Below are 15673 nucleotides of genomic sequence, written 5' to 3' on the forward strand. Positions count from 1 at the left end.
GTGGGCAGGCCGCTTCCTAAGCTGCGTCGCACGGTGGGCAAGGCCTGCTGCAAGGAGTACCCGATGTTGAAGTACGCGATCATTTTTGCGGTCATCTCCCTCGTGGCCGGCCTGCTCGGCTTCGGTGGCGTGGCGGCCGGGGCTGCCGGCATTGCCAAGCTGCTGTTCGGCCTGTTCCTGGTGCTGGCTGTGCTGTTCGTCGTGCTGGCTGCGCTTGGCGTGGGTGCGGTGAAGAAGGCGCTCGACTGATGCACATCTCCCACGTCGATGCGCAGCTCGACTACGAGGTCGTCGCGCCGGCCCACATGCTGCTCAACATCGAAGCGGCGCGCTCGGGTGCGCAGGCCGTCGTCAGCGAGGAGCTGACGATCGAGCCGCCGACCGAGATGCAGGTGTTCTGCGACGAGGGCAGCGGCAACCGCTTCATCCGTTTCGACGCGAAGCCCGGGCCGCTGAAGATTCGCTACAAGGCCAGCGTGCAGCGCGCGCATGTGGTGGTGCCGACCGACCTGCGAGAGGTGCCCGTCAGCGAAGTGCCCGACGAGGTGCTGCACTACATGATGCCGACGCGCTACTGCGAGTCGGACCTGATGTCGCGCTGCGCGCAGCAGCTCTTCGGCGACCTGCCGCCGGGCATCGGCCGTGTGCAGGCCATCGTCGACTGGATCCACGAGAGCATCGCCTACGAGCCGGGCAGCAGCGACTCGACAACGACGGCGCGCGAGGTGTTCGTGGAACGCGCGGGCGTGTGCCGCGACTTCGCGCACCTGGGCATCACCTTCTGCCGCGCGCTCAACATTCCGGCGCGGCTGGTGGTGGGCTATGTGTGGTTCGACGAGCCGCCGCAGGATTTCCACGCCGTGTTCGAAGCCTGGCTCGGCGGGCAGTGGGTGCTGTTCGATCCGACGCGCATGGCGCCAGTCGACCGGGTGGTGCGCGTGGGCACTGGGCGCGACGCGAAGGACGTGGCCTTCTGCACGATCTTCGGCAACGTGCGCATGACGGACAAGAAGCTCGTTGTTCGCGAGCTGCAGGATGAAAGCCTTGAACCGTCGAAGGCGCCGCCGCCGACTGGCGCGCTGGTCGGCATCGAGAAGCCTGTGCCGGTGGTGCAGGTGGCCGAAGCGACGGGCTGACGCGGATAGTTTGCTATGAAATATATAGCAAACTATCGAGGCTCCGTGGGCATTGGCGGGTAATTTGGCATGGCCCTCTAGCTTGTCCACACAAAGGGCGCAGATCGGCCTGGACGATTAAAATCAGTGCCCCTTTTGCGCCGCGCACGCGTCAGTTGTGCGCTCCCCATTTCAAATGCTGTACCCCGAAGAATTCGACGTGATCGTCGTCGGCGGTGGCCATGCCGGCACCGAAGCCGCGCTCGCCGCTGCGCGCATGGGCGCCAAGACGCTGCTGCTCTCCCACAACATCGAGACGCTGGGGCAGATGAGCTGCAACCCGTCGATCGGCGGTATCGGGAAGGGCCATCTGGTGAAGGAGGTCGATGCGCTCGGCGGTGCGATGGCGATTGCCACGGACGAGGCCGGCATCCAGTTCCGGATTCTCAATTCGAGCAAGGGCCCGGCGGTGCGCGCCACTCGCGCGCAGGCGGATCGGGTTCTGTACAAGGCCGCCATTCGCCATCGGCTGGAGAACCAGCCGAACCTGAGCCTGTTCCAGCAAGCCGTCGACGACCTGATGGTGGAGGGCGATCGCGTGGTCGGTGCCGTCACGCAGGTGGGCATCGCATTCCGTGCCCGTACCGTGGTGCTGACGGCGGGTACTTTTCTCGATGGCCGCATCCACGTCGGCCTCGACAACTACCAGGCTGGGCGCGCGGGTGATCCGCCGGCGATCAGCCTGTCGGCGCGGCTCAAGGAACTGAAGCTGCCGCAAGGCCGGCTCAAGACCGGGACGCCGCCACGGCTCGACGGCCGCAGCATCGATTTTTCGAAGTGCACCGAGCAACCCGGCGACGGCATGCCCGGTGGGGCAGGGTCGATGCCGGTGTTCAGCTTCATGGGCCGCGCGGACATGCATCCGCAGCAAATGCCCTGCTGGATTACCCACACCAACGCGCGCACGCACGAGATCATCCGCTCGGGCTTCGACCGCAGCCCGATGTTCACCGGCAAGATCGACGGCGTGGGTCCGCGCTACTGCCCGAGCGTGGAAGACAAGATCAACCGCTTCGCCGACAAGGAAAGCCACCAGATCTTTCTCGAGCCTGAAGGCCTGACGACCAACGAGTACTACCCGAACGGGATCTCGACGAGCCTGCCGTTCGACATCCAGTACCAGCTGGTGCGCTCGATGCCCGGGCTGGAGAACGCGCATATCCTGCGGCCGGGCTACGCCATCGAGTACGACTACTTCGATCCGCGCGAGCTCAAGAGCAGCTTCGAGACCCGCTCGGTCAAGGGCCTGTTCTTTGCCGGGCAGATCAACGGTACGACCGGCTACGAAGAAGCCGCTGCCCAAGGCCTGTTCGCCGGCATCAACGCCGCGCTGCAATGCCGTGGCGAAGATGCGTGGCTGCCGCGCCGTGACGAAGCCTACCTGGGCGTGCTCGTCGACGACCTGATTACAAAGGGCGTGACCGAGCCGTACCGCATGTTCACGAGCCGCGCGGAATTCCGCCTGCAGCTGCGCGAGGACAACGCCGACATGCGCCTGACGGAAGCAGGGCGGAAGCTTGGCCTGGTAGACGACGCGCGCTGGGACGCTTTCAGCCGCAAGCGCGACGCTGTTTCACGTGAAACAGAGCGGCTCAAGTCGATCTGGGTGAACCCGCGCAACCTGCCAGCCGCCGAGTCGGAGCGGGTGCTGGGCAAGGCCATCGACCACGAATACAACCTGGCCGACCTGCTGCGCCGGCCCGACGTGAACTACGAAACGCTGATGTCGCTGGACGGCGGCAAGTATGGTGCCCAGACGGCGCTGAGCGAAACCGAGATCGAGCAGATCGAGATCTCGGCCAAGTACTCTGGCTACATCGAGCGTCAGCACGACGAAGTGGAGCGGGCCGCGCACTTCGAGAACCTGAAGCTGCCGGCTGATTTCGACTACGGCCAGGTCAAGGCACTGAGTTTCGAGGTGCGGCAGAAGCTGGACAAGCACCGGCCGGAAACGCTGGGCCTGGCCTCGCGCATCTCCGGTGTGACGCCTGCCGCCATCTCCTTGTTGATGATCCATCTGCGCAAGGGCGGCCACAAGGCCTTCGCCCGCGATACCGCCACCACGGAAGCAGCCACCGAGCCGCAGTCCGCGGAATGACGGCGCCGATCGATACGCTGCGCGCGGGCGCAGCCGCCATGGGCGTGGCACTGTCCGATCTTCAGGGCGAGCAGCTGCTGGCCTACGGCACGTTGATGCTCAAGTGGAACAAGGTCTACAACCTCACGGCACTGCGCGATCCGGGCAGCGTGCTGACGCACCACCTGCTCGACAGTCTGGCGGCAGTCGCGCCGCTGCAGCGCGAGTGGGCAGAGAAGGGCAAGCTGCTGGACGTGGGTTCCGGCGGTGGCTTGCCGGGTGTGGTGATTGCCATCATGCGACCTGATCTTGAGGTGAGCTGCCTCGATGCGGTCGCCAAGAAGGCTGCCTTCGTCCAGCAAGTGGCAGTCGAACTGGAGCTCCCGAACCTTCGGGGACTGCACGCCCGGGTCGAATCCCTGGTCGGCAGCTACGAAGTCATCAGCTCGCGCGCCTTCGCATCGTTGCCGGATTTCTTCAACGGCTCGATGAATCTGCTCGCGCCTGGTGGTGTCTGGCTCGCCATGAAGGGCAAAGTGCCGACCGACGAACTCGCCGCTTTGCCAAAAGGCGTGGCAGTGTTTCACGTGGAACAACTGACGGTTCCTGGCCTGGATGCCGAGCGTTGCATCGTCTGGGCACGCAAAGAAGCAGCTGAAATCGGCGCCTGAATCCGCAAAAGAAGCGGCGACACCGGTAAAAGCCGGTGTCCGAACGATCCTCGCGGCGGTGTGCTCGCTTAGACTCGATGCCTCCCTCCGGTCCCTTTTCCGACTCGCTTTTTCGAGGCAAATCCCATGTTCGGCATCGCTGACTACGGCGCATTCGTCGCCGCCATCGTCCTGTTCCTTCTGATTCCCGGCCCGGGCAATCTGGCGCTGATTACCTCGACGAGCAAAGGCGGCATCCGTGGAGGACTGGCCGCAACAGCTGGCCTGATCATTGGTGACCAGTGCCTGATGTGGGCGGCGGTGGCTGGTGTGTCGGCCGTGCTGGCCGCTTACCCGACCGCTTTCAAGGCCGTGCAGTGGCTGGGCGCCGCCTACCTGGCGTGGCTGGGCCTCAAGATGTTGCTGGCCAAGCCCGGCTCGGCGCCCATCCTCGACATCAAGCCCAGCCATTTCCTGCGCCAGGCCTTCACCATCACCCTGCTGAATCCCAAGGCGATCGTGTTCTACATGGCGTTCTTCCCGCTGTTCGTCGACCCGGCCCGCCACCAGGGCCTGGTCACTTTCGGCGCGATGGCGGTGACGATTGCTGCGCTGACCTTCCTGTACGGCCTGACCTCGACACTGCTCACGCACTTCCTGGCCGAGCGCATCCGTGCGAATCCCCGCATTTCCGCCACGCTCGAGAAGCTTGCCGGCACCTTTTTGATCGCCTTTGGCGTCAAGCTCGCAATCTCGCGCTGATCGATCCTCCGGTACTGACATGGCCAAGATTTTCTGCATTGCCAACCAAAAGGGCGGCGTCGGCAAGACCACCACCACCGTCAACCTCGCGGCCGGCCTGGCCAAGGTCGGCCAGCGCGTGCTGATGATCGACCTCGACCCGCAGGGCAATGCCACCATGGGCTCGGGCATCGACAAGCGGCAGCTGGAGCTGACGGTGTACGACGTGCTGCTCGAATCGGCCTCGGTGGCCGAAGCCCGGGTCAAGGCCGACAAACTGGTGGAGGGCGGTTGCGGCTACGACGTGCTGGGCGCCAACCGCGAACTGGCGGGTGCCGAAGTCGAAATGGTTGCGCTCGACCGTCGCGAAAAGCGCCTGCGCACCGCGCTGGCCGCGGTCGGCGCCGAGTACGACTTCGTGCTGATCGACTGCCCACCGAGCCTGAGCCTGTTGACCCTCAACGGCCTGTGCGCCGCCCACGGCGTGATCGTGCCGATGCAGTGCGAGTACTTCGCGCTCGAAGGCCTGACCGACCTGGTCAACACCATCAAGCAGGTGCACGCCAACCTCAACAAGAACCTGCAGATCATCGGCCTGCTGCGCGTGATGTTCGATCCGCGCATCACGCTGCAGCAGCAGGTGAGCGAGCAGCTCAAGTCCCACTTCGGCGACAAGGTGTTCGACACGGTGATCCCGCGCAATGTGCGGCTGGCCGAGGCGCCGAGCTACGGACTGCCGGGCGTGGTGTTCGACCCGGCCGCCCGCGGTAGCCAGGCTTTCATCGCCTTCGCTCAGGAGCTGGTCGACAAGATGCCGCCCGCGAGCGCCTTTGCTTCGGGTGCGGTGGCGCCGCCGATTGCGCCGGTCACGCGCATCGCCCCGGACCTGCCCATTCCCGATGACGTGATGGCACCCGCGCCCGCATCCGACTCCACCAGTGAAAACAATGCCTGACGCTTGCCGCTGCTCGGCAAGGTGCTATCAAGTTCGTAGCAAATGACAACTCCGCGCATCCTGCTGCTGCCCGGTTGGCAGAACAGCGGCCCCGGCCATTGGCAAACCCGCTGGGAGTCGGTGTACGGCGACCACCGCGTCGAGCAGCACGAGTGGATGCGCCCGCTGCGCGGCGACTGGTCCGCGCGGCTCGAAGAAGAAGTGCTGGCCTCGCCCGGCCCTGTGGCTTTTGCGGCGCACAGCCTCGGCTGCATCCTCGTTGCCGCGTGGGCCGCGCACTCGCGCAACACGCACAAAGTGCGCGGCGCGCTGCTGGTCGCGCCCGGCGACGTCGAGAGCGACAACCTGCGCCAGCTGATTCCAGGCTGGGCGCCGATCGTGCGCAAGCCGCTGCCGTTCCCGGCGGTGCTGATCGCCGCCAATGACGACCCGTACTGCGAAGCCTCGCGCTCGCAGCAGCTTGCCAAAGACTGGGGCGCACGCTTCATCGATGCCGGCCCGGGCGGCCACCTGAATGCCGAATCCGGCCTGGGCGACTGGCCCGAGGGCCGGAAACTCCTGAACGAAATCTCGAAAGAAAAGAACTGATGGCGACCAAGAAACCCAAGGGCCTGGGCCGCGGCCTCGAAGCGCTGCTCGGCCCGACGGCCGCGCCTTCCGCCGACAACGGCAATGGTGGCAATTCGGGCTCGGAAGAGGGCGGCGCACAGAGGAACCCGACGACGCTGATGCTCGACCAGATGGTGGCCGGCGTCTACCAGCCGCGCACACGCATGGACGAAGGCGCGCTCTACGAGCTGGCCGAGAGCATCAAGGCGCAGGGCATCATGCAGCCTATCCTGGTGCGCCGGCTCGACGCCGAATCGGCAGCCGCCAAGAACGCCGAGTACGAAATCATCGCGGGCGAACGCCGCTTTCGCGCCGCCAGGCTCGCTGGCCTCGACAGCGTTCCAGTGCTGGTGCGCGACGTGCCCAACGAAGCCGCCGCGGCGATGTCGCTCATCGAGAACATCCAGCGTGAAGACCTCAACCCGCTGGAAGAGGCCCAAGGCCTGCAACGCCTGGTGAACGAGTTTGGGCTCACTCACGAGCAGGCCGCACAGGCCGTGGGTCGTTCGCGCAGCGCGGCGAGCAACCTGCTGCGCCTGTTGAACCTGGCCGAGCCCGCACAGCAGATGCTGATGGCCGGCGACATCGACATGGGCCATGCCCGCGCGCTGCTGTCGCTGGACCGTGGCACGCAGATCACGGCGGCCAACCAGATTGCGGCCAAGAAGATGTCGGTGCGCGAAGCCGAGGCGCTGGTAAAGAAGCTCGCGGCCGAGTTCACGCTCACGCCCTCGCGCCGCGGCAACGACGGCGAAAAGTCGCGCGACCTGCAGCGCGTGGAAGAAGAACTGGCCGACCTGCTCACCGCCGAGGTCGAGGTGCGCATCAAGAAGCGCAGCAAGCGCGGCGGCCGCATCGAGGAGAGCGGCGAGCTCGCCATCCACTTCGGCTCCATCGAGGCACTCAACGGATTGATCGAGCGCATCCGCCGAACGGCCTAGTGTTGTGAACTCGGGGACTGGCGTTCGTTTGATTGATTCCTGCAATCCTTTGCGCGTATCCTCGACCGCTGGTTTTTTCAATCCCAGATCTCTGAACAAACAGAGGGAGTCCACCATGCAGCTCACCAAGTTCCCGCTCGCGGCCATTGCCGTCGGCGCAGTTCTCCTCACCGGTTGCGCCACGACCGATATGCAAATGGGCAGCCAGTCGGCCAAGACCATGGCTACCGGCAGCGCCGCAGGCGGCGCCACCGACAACGCGAGCAGCCAGCTCGAGCGCTGCGAATCGCCGCTCGGCACGGTCTCGCTGATCGAGAACCAGAGCGCTGGCTGGTACACCATCCTCACCGGCGAATACAAGCTGCCGCCCACGGCCAACCTGCTGCGCCTGCTGGTGCAGCAATCGAACTGCTTCATCGTGGTCGAGCGTGGCGCGGCCGGCATGAACGCCATGACGCGCGAACGCGCGCTGCAGCAGTCGGGTGAAATGCGCGGCGGCAGCAACTTCGGTCGCGGCCAGATGGTGGCGTCCGACTACGGCCTGTCGCCCGAAATCGTCTTCAGCAACAGCGATGCCGGCGGCGTCGGCGGCGCGCTCGGCGGCCTGGTGGGTGGCGGCCGTGGCCGAGCCCTCGCGGCCCTCGGCGGCAGCATGCAGACCAAGGAAGCCAGCGCGCTGCTGACCCTCATCGACAACCGTTCGGGCGTGCAGGTTGCGGCCGCAGAAGGCAGCGCCTCCAAGACCGACTTCGGCGCTTTCGGTGCGCTGGCCGGTCGCAGCGGTGGCGGCGGCGTGGGTGGCTACACCAACACGGCGCAGGGCAAGGTGATTGCCGCAGCCTTCATGGACGCCTTCAACCAGATGGTTCGTTCGCTGCGCAACTACAAGGCGCAGACGGTGCGTGGCCAGGGCCTTGGTGGTGGTGGGCGTCTGGGCGTGGATGGCGGCGCTGCGCCGTCGCAGACCTATGTGCCCGCGGAGAAGGCACCGGCACGCCGCCGCAGCAACAGCACCAACTGATCGCGCGGCAGCTGCCGCAAGCAAATCAAAGAAGCCCGGCGCTCTTGCGAGCCGCCGGGCTTTTTCATTGAACGCCTGAACGAACGGGTCAGAGGCTGAAGATCTTGCCCGGGTTCATGATGTTCTTCGGGTCGAGCGCGCGCTTGATCGTGCGCATCATGTCGATCGCACCCACGCCCGCTTCGGTGACCAGGAAGTCCATCTTGTGCAGCCCCACGCCATGCTCGCCGGTGCAGGTGCCTTCGAGCGCCAGCGCGCGGCTCACCAGCGCGTGGTTCAGCTCTTCGGCCTTCACGCGCTCTTCGGGAATGTTCGGGTCGAGCAGATAGCCGAAGTGGAAATTGCCGTCGCCCACATGGCCGACGAGGAAGTACGGAATGCCGCTCGCATCGGCCTCGGCCACCGAGTCGAGCAGGCAATCGGCCAGGCGCGAGATCGGCACGCAGGTGTCGGTCGAGATCACGCGGCAGCCGGGGCGCGACTGCACCGCGGCAAAGTAGCTGTTGTGCCGCGCGGTCCACAGGCGCGTGCGCTCTTCGGGTGTGCTGGCCCATTCGAATGCGTTGCCGCCATGGCCGCTCGCGAGCTCCTGCACCGTCTCAGCCTGTTCCTTCACGCCGGCGGGCGAGCCGTGGAATTCCATCAGCAACATCGGCTCTTCGCGCAGGTTCAGCTTGGCGTATGCGTTCACCATGCGCACCGTGTTCACGTCGATCAGCTCGACGCGTGCGATCGGCACGCCGAGCTGGATGGTCTCGATGGTCGTGCGCACCGCGGCCTCGATGCTCGGGAACGAGCAGATCGCCGCCGACACCGCCTCGGGCAGCGGGTAGATGCGCAGCGTGATCTCGGTGACCACGCCCAGCGTGCCTTCGCTGCCCACCATGAGGCGCGTGAGGTCATAGCCGGCCGACGACTTCTTCGCGCGCGTGCCGGTGCGGATGACCTCGCCGGCAGCAGTGACCACTTCGAGCGCCAGTACGTTCTCGCGCATCGTGCCGTAGCGCACCGCGTTCGTGCCGCTGGCGCGCGTGGCCGTCATGCCGCCGATGGAGGCGTCGGCGCCCGGGTCGATGGGGAAGAACAGGCCCGTGCTCTTGATCTCTTCGTTGAGTTGCTTGCGCGTGACGCCGGGCTGCACCGTTACCGTGAGGTCGTCGGCATTGATCGACAGCACCTTGTTCATGCGCGACACGTCGATGCTGATGCCGCCCTGCACCGCCAGCAGGTGGCCTTCGAGCGAGGAGCCCACACCGAAGGGAATGACGGGCACGCTGTGCTCGCTCGCGAGCTTCACCGCGTCGGCCACGTCCTGCGTGCTCTCTGCGAACACCACGGCGGAGGGGGGTGGTGCGTCGAAGGAAGACTCGTCGCGCCCGTGCTGCGTGCGCACTGCCATGGCCGTAGAGCAGTTGGCGCCGAAGCGGGCCTTCAGTCCGTCGATCAGGCTGGCCGGGACGTCGCGCAGATGAAGCTCCGGCATCAGGTGCGAGGTTTGGGTCGGGGCGTTCATCGGGAGTCTCCTGGCGGGTGAGGGTGATCGGCCATTTTACGGAGCGAGCACCATAATGCGCTTCGGAAAAAACATGAACCCCACGACCCTCAGCGCTCTCGCGGCCTTCCCGTCGCAACTGGAGGCCCACTACGCGGCCATTCCCACCGCCTACAGGCATTGGGCGCCGCCCTCGTGGGAGGGCGTGCCCAGCGAGGCCTTCACCGCCATCGAGCAGCTCTGCCATGTGCGCGACATCGAGATCGAGGGCTACCACGTGCGCTTTCGCCGCACGCTGCAGGAGGCGCACCCGACGCTCGCCTCCATCGACAGCGAACCGCTGGCCATCGAGCGCAACTACGGCACCGCCGATGCGGCGAAGGTGCTGGCCGAATTCCGCCTGGCACGCGTGCAGACGATGGAAATCATCTCCAGCCTGAGCGACGCGCAGCTCGCGCGCACCGCGGTGTTCGAAGGCTACGGCCCGCTCACGATGCGCAGCCTCATCCACTACCTCTGCAGCCACGACCAGCAGCATCTTGCAGGCCTGCAATGGCTGGCGGGCAAGATCGACGCATCGACCGTCGATCAGTAAGAACAGGAGCCTCCATGGGCAACCGACTCTCCCAGATCGCCACCCGCACCGGCGACGACGGCACCACCGGCCTCGGCGACAACACGCGCGTGCCGAAAGACCACTTGCGCGTGCACGCGATGGGCGACGTGGACGAACTCAACTCGCAGATCGGCGTGCTGCTGTGCGAGCCCATGCCAGAGCCCGTGCGCGAGCTGCTGGTCGACGTGCAGCACCAGCTCTTCAACCTCGGCGGTGAGCTGTCGATGCCGGGTTTCACGTTGCTGAAGGCCGATGCGCTGCTGCAGCTGGACAACGCGCTGGCCGAGCACAACGCTGCGCTGCCGCGCCTGGCCGAATTCATCTTGCCCGCCGGCACACGCGCGGCATCGCTCGCGCATGTGTGCCGCACGGTGGCGCGGCGCGCGGAGCGTGCGGTGGTTGCGCTCGGCGCCACCGCTGAACTCAACGACGCTTTGCGCCAGTACCTCAACCGGCTCAGCGACTTGCTCTTCGTGCTTGCACGCGTGCTCAACCGAATGAACGGCGGCGACGACGTCTACTGGAAGAGCGAGCGCATGGCACGCGCAGCCGCTGCAGAAGCCGAAGCAGACGACACCAACACCAAGGAGGCCCCATGAAATTCCCGATCAACACCCTTCGCACCTCGCTCGCCGTGACGATGGCTGCCGCGCTGTGGCTGCCAGCCGGTGCACAGGCCCAGAGCGCGGACAACCCGCCCCAGGTGCAACGCGCCCACACCATCAAGTCGCCCTCCCGCAACGGCAAGGTCGTGGGCAGCGTGCAACGCGGCACCAACGCCGCGGGCCGCGGAGTCAACCGCGCAGACGCTGCCACGCGACGTGGCGTGAACAACGTGTCGGAGAAGGCCAGCCGACCGGTGCGCAACGTGGGCGAGGCCTTTGGCCGCAAGTTGTCACCCGGTTCCAGCGGTCGCGCTGCGCCGCCGCCTGTCGGTCCGCAGGGCAACGCGCCTTGATCCTCGCGGGGCAGTTCGGGGCGCGATCACGCCGACGGGGGACATTCGCGGAGGGGAGTACCCGGTGTCATTCGCACGCACCCCGAACAAAACCTCCAAGGCACAAATGGCAAGAAACATCGAGATCAAGGCCCGTATCGACAGCGTAGACCGCGTCGCAAGCATCGCCCTAACGCTGGCCGACCAGGGCCCCATCGAGATCGCGCAGGACGACACCTTCTTCCGCTGCAACGACAGCGCCGACCGCCTCAAGCTGCGCACCTTCGCGCCCGACCGTGCCGAGCTGATCTTCTACCGCCGCGCGAACAGCACCGGACCGAAGGAGTCGTTCTACCTGATCACGCCCTGCAGCACGCCCGACGTGCTGCGCGAATCGCTCACGCTCGCATGGGGACAGGCCGGCCGGGTTCGCAAGCAGCGCCGGTTATTCATCGTGGGCCGCACGCGTGTGCATCTCGACCGTGTCGAAGGCCCCGGAGAATTCCTCGAACTCGAAGTGGTGCTGGAAGAAGGCGAGCCCGCCGAAGCCGGCACAGCCGAAGCACGCGCACTCATGTCGCAGCTCGGCATCAGCATCGACCAGTTGGTGCAGGGCGCCTACGTCGACCTGATCAACGGTTGATCAGCGCCAGCCAGCAGCCTTGAGCTGATCCGCCAGAAGCTGCGCGACCTTTTCATAGCCCCGTGCATTGGCATGGATGCGGTCGGAGCGCAGCGACGAATCCGACAGGACGCTCGAATACACATTGGCGACCAGCAGCGCCTGCTGCGACTTCGCCACTTCTTCATAGAACGGCGCATCACTGAGCGAGCCGACGGCCGCGCGCATGGCGTCGGGCGCCGGCGTGGCCAGCACTGCGACATAGGGCGTGTGCGCACGCGCCTGGGTGATCAGCTCGACGAGGTTGTCGCGCGTGGCCGTGGCCGACACGCCGCGCAGCATGTCGTTGCCGCCGATGCCGATCAGGATCGCGTCGTAGCTCTGGGCACTCAGCAGGCCCGGCAAACGCTGCAGCGCGCCTTCAGAGGTGTCGCCGTTGACGCCCGCGTTCTCGACCTGCCAGCCCGTGAGCTCGCCCAGTTTCACGGGCCAGGCTGCGTCGGGCGGTGCGCCATAGCCATGGGTCAGGCTGTCGCCCAGGGCCAGCACGTGGGCATCGGATTTCAGCGCGGTGGCCGAGGCCTTGCGCTTGCCGCAGGCCGACAGAAGAGTGATGGCAGGCACGCCGGCCAGCAGGTGGAGGAGGTGTCGTCGCTTCATGTGGCGCGCAGCTTAAACGCAGCCTGAGGGCGCACGGGCGCTTGTCCCTTTGCTCGGAAAGCGCATAAGCCTCCCCGTTTTTGTTCGTTCCCGGCCGGTGGGCGCAGGCGAAGAATCGTTGCCCTGCACCTTCATTCATCTCCGGGGTTTGACACCATGCCGCTGCTCACTCGCCACCGCTTCCTGCGTCATGTGGCCGCTCTCTCCATGGCCTTGCTGGCCGCCCCAATCGCGGCCTGGGCCGCGCCCGCCACCGGCGAGCCCGTGTGGTTCGGCGTGAGCGGGCCGCTCACCGGGCAGAACGCGCAGTACGGTGCGCAGTGGAAGGCGGGCTTCGACCTTGCCCTCGAACACATCAACGCGCAGGGCGGCATCCACGGCCGGCCGCTGGCCTACAACTTCGAGGACAGCCAGAGCGATCCGCGCCAGTCGGTGGCCATTGCGCAGAAGCTGGTGAACGACAAGCGCGTGCTCATCGAGCTCGGCGACTTCTCCAGCCCGGCCTCGATGGCGGCCTCGCCCATCTATCAGCGCGCGGGCCTGGTGCAGCTGGGCTTCACCAACTCGCATCCCGACTTCACCAAGGGCGGCGACTACATCTGGAGCCCTTCGATCAGCCAGGCCGACGCGCAGCCGCTGCTCGCCGAACTCGCGGTGAAGACGCTGGGCTTCAAGCGCATCGCCGTGCTGTACCTCAACACCGACTGGGGCCGCACCAGCAAGGACGTGCTCGTGAAGGCCGCGCAGGAGCGCGGCGCGCAGCTCGCGATTGCCGAGGGCTACCAGGCCGACGAGAAAGACTTCCGCTCGACGCTGGTGCGCGTGCGCGACGCCAACCCCGACGGGCTGGTGCTCATCTCCTACTATCCCGACGGCGCGCTCATCGCGGGCCAGGTGCGCAGCGTGGGCCTCAAGCAGCCGATCGCCGCCGTAGGCTCGGTGTATTCGCCGAAGTTCATCGAGCTCGGTGGCGCGGCAGTGAACGGCATCTACACCAACACCGCCTTCTATCCAGAGGAGCCGCGCGCCGAGGTGCAGGACTTCGTGAAGAGCTTCCGCGCGAAGTACGGCAAGGAGCCAGACGCCTTCAACGCCTATGCCTACGACGCAGTCGTGTACGCCGCCGCAGCGCTACGCCAGGCGGGCCCGAAGGCTGACCGCAAGGCCGTGCGCGACGCGTTCTACAAGATCAAGGACGTGCCCAGCGTGATCTTCGGCAAGGCGAGCTTCGACCCGCAGACGCGCCGCGTGATCGGCGTGAAGAGCGTCAACCTCGTCGTGAAGGACGGCAAGTGGGCGCAGGTCGACGAGAAGGCGGCCGTGGCAGTGGCCAGGTAGTCGATGAGCTTCACCTCCTTCTTCGACTACACCGTCAACGGCCTGATCATCGGCAACATCTATGCGTTGCTGGCGGTCGGCCTCGCATTGATCTTCGGCGTCTCGCACCTCATCAACTTCGCGCACGGCTCGGTGTACACGGTGGGCGCGTACATCGGCTGGGCGTCGATCACCTTCCTGCACACGCCGCTGCCGGTGACCATCCTGCTGGTGGTGCTCGGCTCGGGCGCGCTCGGCATGCTGATCGAGCGCGTGGGCCTTCGCCCGCTGCAGGGTGCGGCACGCATCGCGCCGCTGCTGGCGACCATCGGCATCAGTTTCGTGCTCGACATCGTCGTGCAGCTGGTGTTCAGCCCCGACCCGCGCTCGCTGCCCACGCAGCTGCCCGACTGGCGCCTGCAGATCGGCACCGGCACCATCGGCGCGCTCGACATCCTGATCGCGGGCATCGGCATCGCGAGCGCGGCCGTGCTGTTCGTCTTCCTGCGTTTCACGAAACTCGGCTGGGCCGTGCGCGCCACCGCACAAGACCGCGACGCGGCCCAGCAGATGGGCGTGGACGTCGACCGCGTGAACCAGACCGTGTTCGCCATCGCCGCCGCGCTGGGCGGTCTCTCGGGCCTGCTGGTGGGCATGTACTACAACAACATCAGCCCGGCGATGAGCTTCCAGGCCACGCTCAAGGGCGTGGTGGCCACCGTGGTCGGCGGCGTGGGCAACGTGCCGGGCGCCATCGTCGGCAGCCTGCTGCTGGGGCTGATCGAAAGCTATGGCGTGGCGATCCTCGGCACGCCGTATCGAAATCTCTTTGCCTTCGCGCTGCTGCTGGTCATCCTGGTGTGGAAGCCCAACGGGTTGTTCGGACGCAAGCGCGCGTTGCCGCCGGAGCCGCTGACGGGCACCTTCATCGCACCGAGCAAGCCGTGGCATGTGCCGCGGCGTCTGCTCCTTGCGTTGTTTGTAGCAGCGGTGGCGTTGCCGCTCTTCGATCCATCGCCGTACCTGCTGCAGACGCTCACCAATGCGTGGCTCTACGGGGCGCTCGCGTTGAGCCTCACGCTCGTTGCCGGCACCATCGGGCAGATCTCGCTGGGCCATGCGGGGCTGCTGGCCATCGGCGCGTATGCATCGTCGCTGCTGGTGCTCGACCTGCACCTGCCGGTCGGCACGGGCATCGTGCTCGCGGGCATCCTCACTTCGCTGATCGGCACCGCGCTTATCTTCCCGGCCTTCAGGCTGCGCGGCCACTATGTATCGATTGCCACGCTCGGCATCGGCGAGATCGTGGCGCTCACCATCCTCAACTGGGAAAGCCTCACGCACGGGCCCATCGGCGTCTCAGGCATTCCGCCGCTCTCGCTGTTCGGGCGCGATGCATCGTCGAACGAGGCCGTCTACTGGGCGTCTTTCGGCGCGATGGTGCTGCTGGCGTTGCTGCAATGGCGCCTGCTGCGCTCGCACCTGGGCCGCACCTTCCGCGCGGTGCGCGAAGACGAAGTGGCCGCGCGCGCCTACGGCGTGAGCCCTGATCGCTACAAGGCGCTGGCCTTCGGCTTCGGCGGTTTCGCGGCCGGCGTGAGCGGTGCCTTCACCGCGCACATGTACTCGTACATCAATCACGAGACCTTCGGCTCGCAGATCTCGATCCTCGCGCTGACGATGGTGATCCTCGGCGGGCTCGGGAACATCAGCGGCGCTCTGCTCGGCGCGGTCGCGCTCGTGAGCCTGCCAGAGCTGTTCCGCGTGACGGCCGAGTACCGCATGCTGATCTACGGCGTCGCGCTGCTTCTCTTGATCCGCTTCCGCCCGCAAGGCCTGCTGGGCACTGTCTGAAAGAAC

At 66.3% G+C, this 15673-nt stretch carries 17 protein-coding genes; 15 read left to right on the top strand and 2 right to left on the bottom strand.

Annotation, left to right across the window (positions count from 1 at the left end; all coding sequences use genetic code 11):
* Positions 1-63: 63 nt before the first annotated feature.
* The 9 genes from ACTG4X_RS01150 (at position 64) to ACTG4X_RS01190 (ending at position 8169) form a co-directional block, all read left to right on the top strand.
* On the top strand, positions 64-249 hold the full coding sequence (locus tag ACTG4X_RS01150) for a DUF1328 family protein (RefSeq protein WP_013538518.1): 186 nt from the start codon (positions 64-66) through the stop codon (positions 247-249).
* Complete coding sequence (locus ACTG4X_RS01155) at positions 249-1136, top strand: transglutaminase-like domain-containing protein (protein WP_093076492.1); 888 nt, start codon at positions 249-251, stop codon at positions 1134-1136. The genes ACTG4X_RS01150 and ACTG4X_RS01155 overlap by 1 nt, the downstream gene beginning before the upstream one ends.
* Before the next feature lie 175 nt (positions 1137-1311).
* The gene (gene mnmG / locus ACTG4X_RS01160; protein ID WP_440533099.1) at positions 1312-3273 is read left to right on the top strand and encodes a tRNA uridine-5-carboxymethylaminomethyl(34) synthesis enzyme MnmG; all 1962 of its coding nucleotides are present in this window, start codon (positions 1312-1314) and stop codon (positions 3271-3273) included.
* Complete coding sequence (gene rsmG / locus ACTG4X_RS01165) at positions 3270-3923, top strand: 16S rRNA (guanine(527)-N(7))-methyltransferase RsmG (protein ID WP_440533100.1); 654 nt, start codon at positions 3270-3272, stop codon at positions 3921-3923. The genes mnmG and rsmG overlap by 4 nt, the downstream gene beginning before the upstream one ends.
* A gap of 126 nt (positions 3924-4049) precedes the next feature.
* A complete protein-coding gene (locus ACTG4X_RS01170) occupies positions 4050-4664 on the top strand; it encodes a LysE family transporter (protein ID WP_093057109.1) in 615 nt (204 codons plus the stop codon).
* A gap of 19 nt (positions 4665-4683) precedes the next feature.
* Positions 4684-5598 carry a ParA family protein gene (locus tag ACTG4X_RS01175; protein WP_093057108.1) on the top strand — a complete coding sequence of 305 codons (915 nt, stop codon included), beginning with the start codon at positions 4684-4686 and terminating at the stop codon, positions 5596-5598.
* A gap of 42 nt (positions 5599-5640) precedes the next feature.
* Positions 5641-6186, top strand: coding sequence for an RBBP9/YdeN family alpha/beta hydrolase (locus tag ACTG4X_RS01180; protein ID WP_097197526.1), 546 nt, complete (start codon positions 5641-5643; stop codon positions 6184-6186).
* On the top strand, positions 6186-7148 hold the full coding sequence (locus ACTG4X_RS01185) for a ParB/RepB/Spo0J family partition protein (RefSeq protein ID WP_093057106.1): 963 nt from the start codon (positions 6186-6188) through the stop codon (positions 7146-7148). Before ACTG4X_RS01180 ends, ACTG4X_RS01185 begins: the two co-directional genes overlap by 1 nt.
* A 115-nt stretch (positions 7149-7263) precedes the next feature.
* Positions 7264-8169 (top strand): CsgG/HfaB family protein, encoded by a 906-nt coding sequence (locus ACTG4X_RS01190; protein WP_093057105.1) that lies wholly within the window; start codon positions 7264-7266, stop codon positions 8167-8169.
* 88 nt (positions 8170-8257) lie between these two features.
* On the opposite strand, the gene ACTG4X_RS01195 is transcribed toward ACTG4X_RS01190, so the two are convergent.
* Entirely contained in the window at positions 8258-9682 is a 1425-nt protein-coding gene (locus tag ACTG4X_RS01195) for an FAD-binding oxidoreductase (protein WP_440533101.1), read from the bottom strand.
* A 73-nt stretch (positions 9683-9755) separates the two neighbouring features.
* On the opposite strand from ACTG4X_RS01195, the gene ACTG4X_RS01200 reads away from it, so the two are divergent.
* The 4 genes from ACTG4X_RS01200 (at position 9756) to ACTG4X_RS01215 (ending at position 11857) form a co-directional block, all read left to right on the top strand.
* Positions 9756-10256: a DinB family protein gene (locus ACTG4X_RS01200; RefSeq protein ID WP_440533102.1), complete on the top strand. Its 501-nt coding sequence runs from the start codon at positions 9756-9758 to the stop codon at positions 10254-10256.
* Between the two features lie 14 nt (positions 10257-10270).
* On the top strand, positions 10271-10876 hold the full coding sequence (locus tag ACTG4X_RS01205; protein ID WP_307614838.1) for a cob(I)yrinic acid a,c-diamide adenosyltransferase: 606 nt from the start codon (positions 10271-10273) through the stop codon (positions 10874-10876).
* Entirely contained in the window at positions 10873-11235 is a 363-nt protein-coding gene (locus tag ACTG4X_RS01210; RefSeq protein WP_440533103.1) for a hypothetical protein, read from the top strand. Before ACTG4X_RS01205 ends, ACTG4X_RS01210 begins: the two co-directional genes overlap by 4 nt.
* Before the next feature lie 106 nt (positions 11236-11341).
* Entirely contained in the window at positions 11342-11857 is a 516-nt protein-coding gene (locus tag ACTG4X_RS01215; protein WP_440533104.1) for a class IV adenylate cyclase, read from the top strand.
* Here the strand turns inward: ACTG4X_RS01215 and ACTG4X_RS01220 are convergent, their stop codons facing one another.
* Positions 11858-12496 (bottom strand): GDSL-type esterase/lipase family protein, encoded by a 639-nt coding sequence (locus ACTG4X_RS01220; RefSeq protein WP_440533105.1) that lies wholly within the window; start codon positions 12494-12496, stop codon positions 11858-11860.
* 156 nt (positions 12497-12652) lie between these two features.
* On the opposite strand from ACTG4X_RS01220, the gene ACTG4X_RS01225 reads away from it, so the two are divergent.
* Positions 12653-13834 (top strand): ABC transporter substrate-binding protein, encoded by a 1182-nt coding sequence (locus tag ACTG4X_RS01225; protein ID WP_440533106.1) that lies wholly within the window; start codon positions 12653-12655, stop codon positions 13832-13834.
* A 3-nt stretch (positions 13835-13837) separates the two neighbouring features.
* On the top strand, positions 13838-15667 hold the full coding sequence (locus tag ACTG4X_RS01230) for an ABC transporter permease (RefSeq protein WP_093076504.1): 1830 nt from the start codon (positions 13838-13840) through the stop codon (positions 15665-15667).
* Positions 15668-15673: the final 6 nt, after the last annotated feature.

Origin of the sequence: Variovorax sp. YR566 (assembly GCF_051992195.1) — a bacterium.
Taxonomy (GTDB): domain Bacteria; phylum Pseudomonadota; class Gammaproteobacteria; order Burkholderiales; family Burkholderiaceae_C; genus Variovorax.

Bases quoted from the DNA above. Each gene is read 5' to 3' on its own strand.
- ACTG4X_RS01150 (WP_013538518.1), top strand. From the start codon at position 64: ATGTTGAAGTACGCGATCATTTTTGCGGTCATCTCCCTCGTGGCCGGC.
- ACTG4X_RS01155 (WP_093076492.1), top strand. From the start codon at position 249: ATGCACATCTCCCACGTCGATGCGCAGCTCGACTACGAGGTCGTCGCG.
- mnmG (WP_440533099.1), top strand. From the start codon at position 1,312: ATGCTGTACCCCGAAGAATTCGACGTGATCGTCGTCGGCGGTGGCCAT.
- rsmG (WP_440533100.1), top strand. From the start codon at position 3,270: ATGACGGCGCCGATCGATACGCTGCGCGCGGGCGCAGCCGCCATGGGC.
- ACTG4X_RS01170 (WP_093057109.1), top strand. From the start codon at position 4,050: ATGTTCGGCATCGCTGACTACGGCGCATTCGTCGCCGCCATCGTCCTG.
- ACTG4X_RS01175 (WP_093057108.1), top strand. From the start codon at position 4,684: ATGGCCAAGATTTTCTGCATTGCCAACCAAAAGGGCGGCGTCGGCAAG.
- ACTG4X_RS01180 (WP_097197526.1), top strand. From the start codon at position 5,641: ATGACAACTCCGCGCATCCTGCTGCTGCCCGGTTGGCAGAACAGCGGC.
- ACTG4X_RS01185 (WP_093057106.1), top strand. From the start codon at position 6,186: ATGGCGACCAAGAAACCCAAGGGCCTGGGCCGCGGCCTCGAAGCGCTG.
- ACTG4X_RS01190 (WP_093057105.1), top strand. From the start codon at position 7,264: ATGCAGCTCACCAAGTTCCCGCTCGCGGCCATTGCCGTCGGCGCAGTT.
- ACTG4X_RS01195 (WP_440533101.1), bottom strand. From the start codon at position 9,682: ATGAACGCCCCGACCCAAACCTCGCACCTGATGCCGGAGCTTCATCTG.
- ACTG4X_RS01200 (WP_440533102.1), top strand. From the start codon at position 9,756: ATGAACCCCACGACCCTCAGCGCTCTCGCGGCCTTCCCGTCGCAACTG.
- ACTG4X_RS01205 (WP_307614838.1), top strand. From the start codon at position 10,271: ATGGGCAACCGACTCTCCCAGATCGCCACCCGCACCGGCGACGACGGC.
- ACTG4X_RS01210 (WP_440533103.1), top strand. From the start codon at position 10,873: ATGAAATTCCCGATCAACACCCTTCGCACCTCGCTCGCCGTGACGATG.
- ACTG4X_RS01215 (WP_440533104.1), top strand. From the start codon at position 11,342: ATGGCAAGAAACATCGAGATCAAGGCCCGTATCGACAGCGTAGACCGC.
- ACTG4X_RS01220 (WP_440533105.1), bottom strand. From the start codon at position 12,496: ATGAAGCGACGACACCTCCTCCACCTGCTGGCCGGCGTGCCTGCCATC.
- ACTG4X_RS01225 (WP_440533106.1), top strand. From the start codon at position 12,653: ATGCCGCTGCTCACTCGCCACCGCTTCCTGCGTCATGTGGCCGCTCTC.
- ACTG4X_RS01230 (WP_093076504.1), top strand. From the start codon at position 13,838: ATGAGCTTCACCTCCTTCTTCGACTACACCGTCAACGGCCTGATCATC.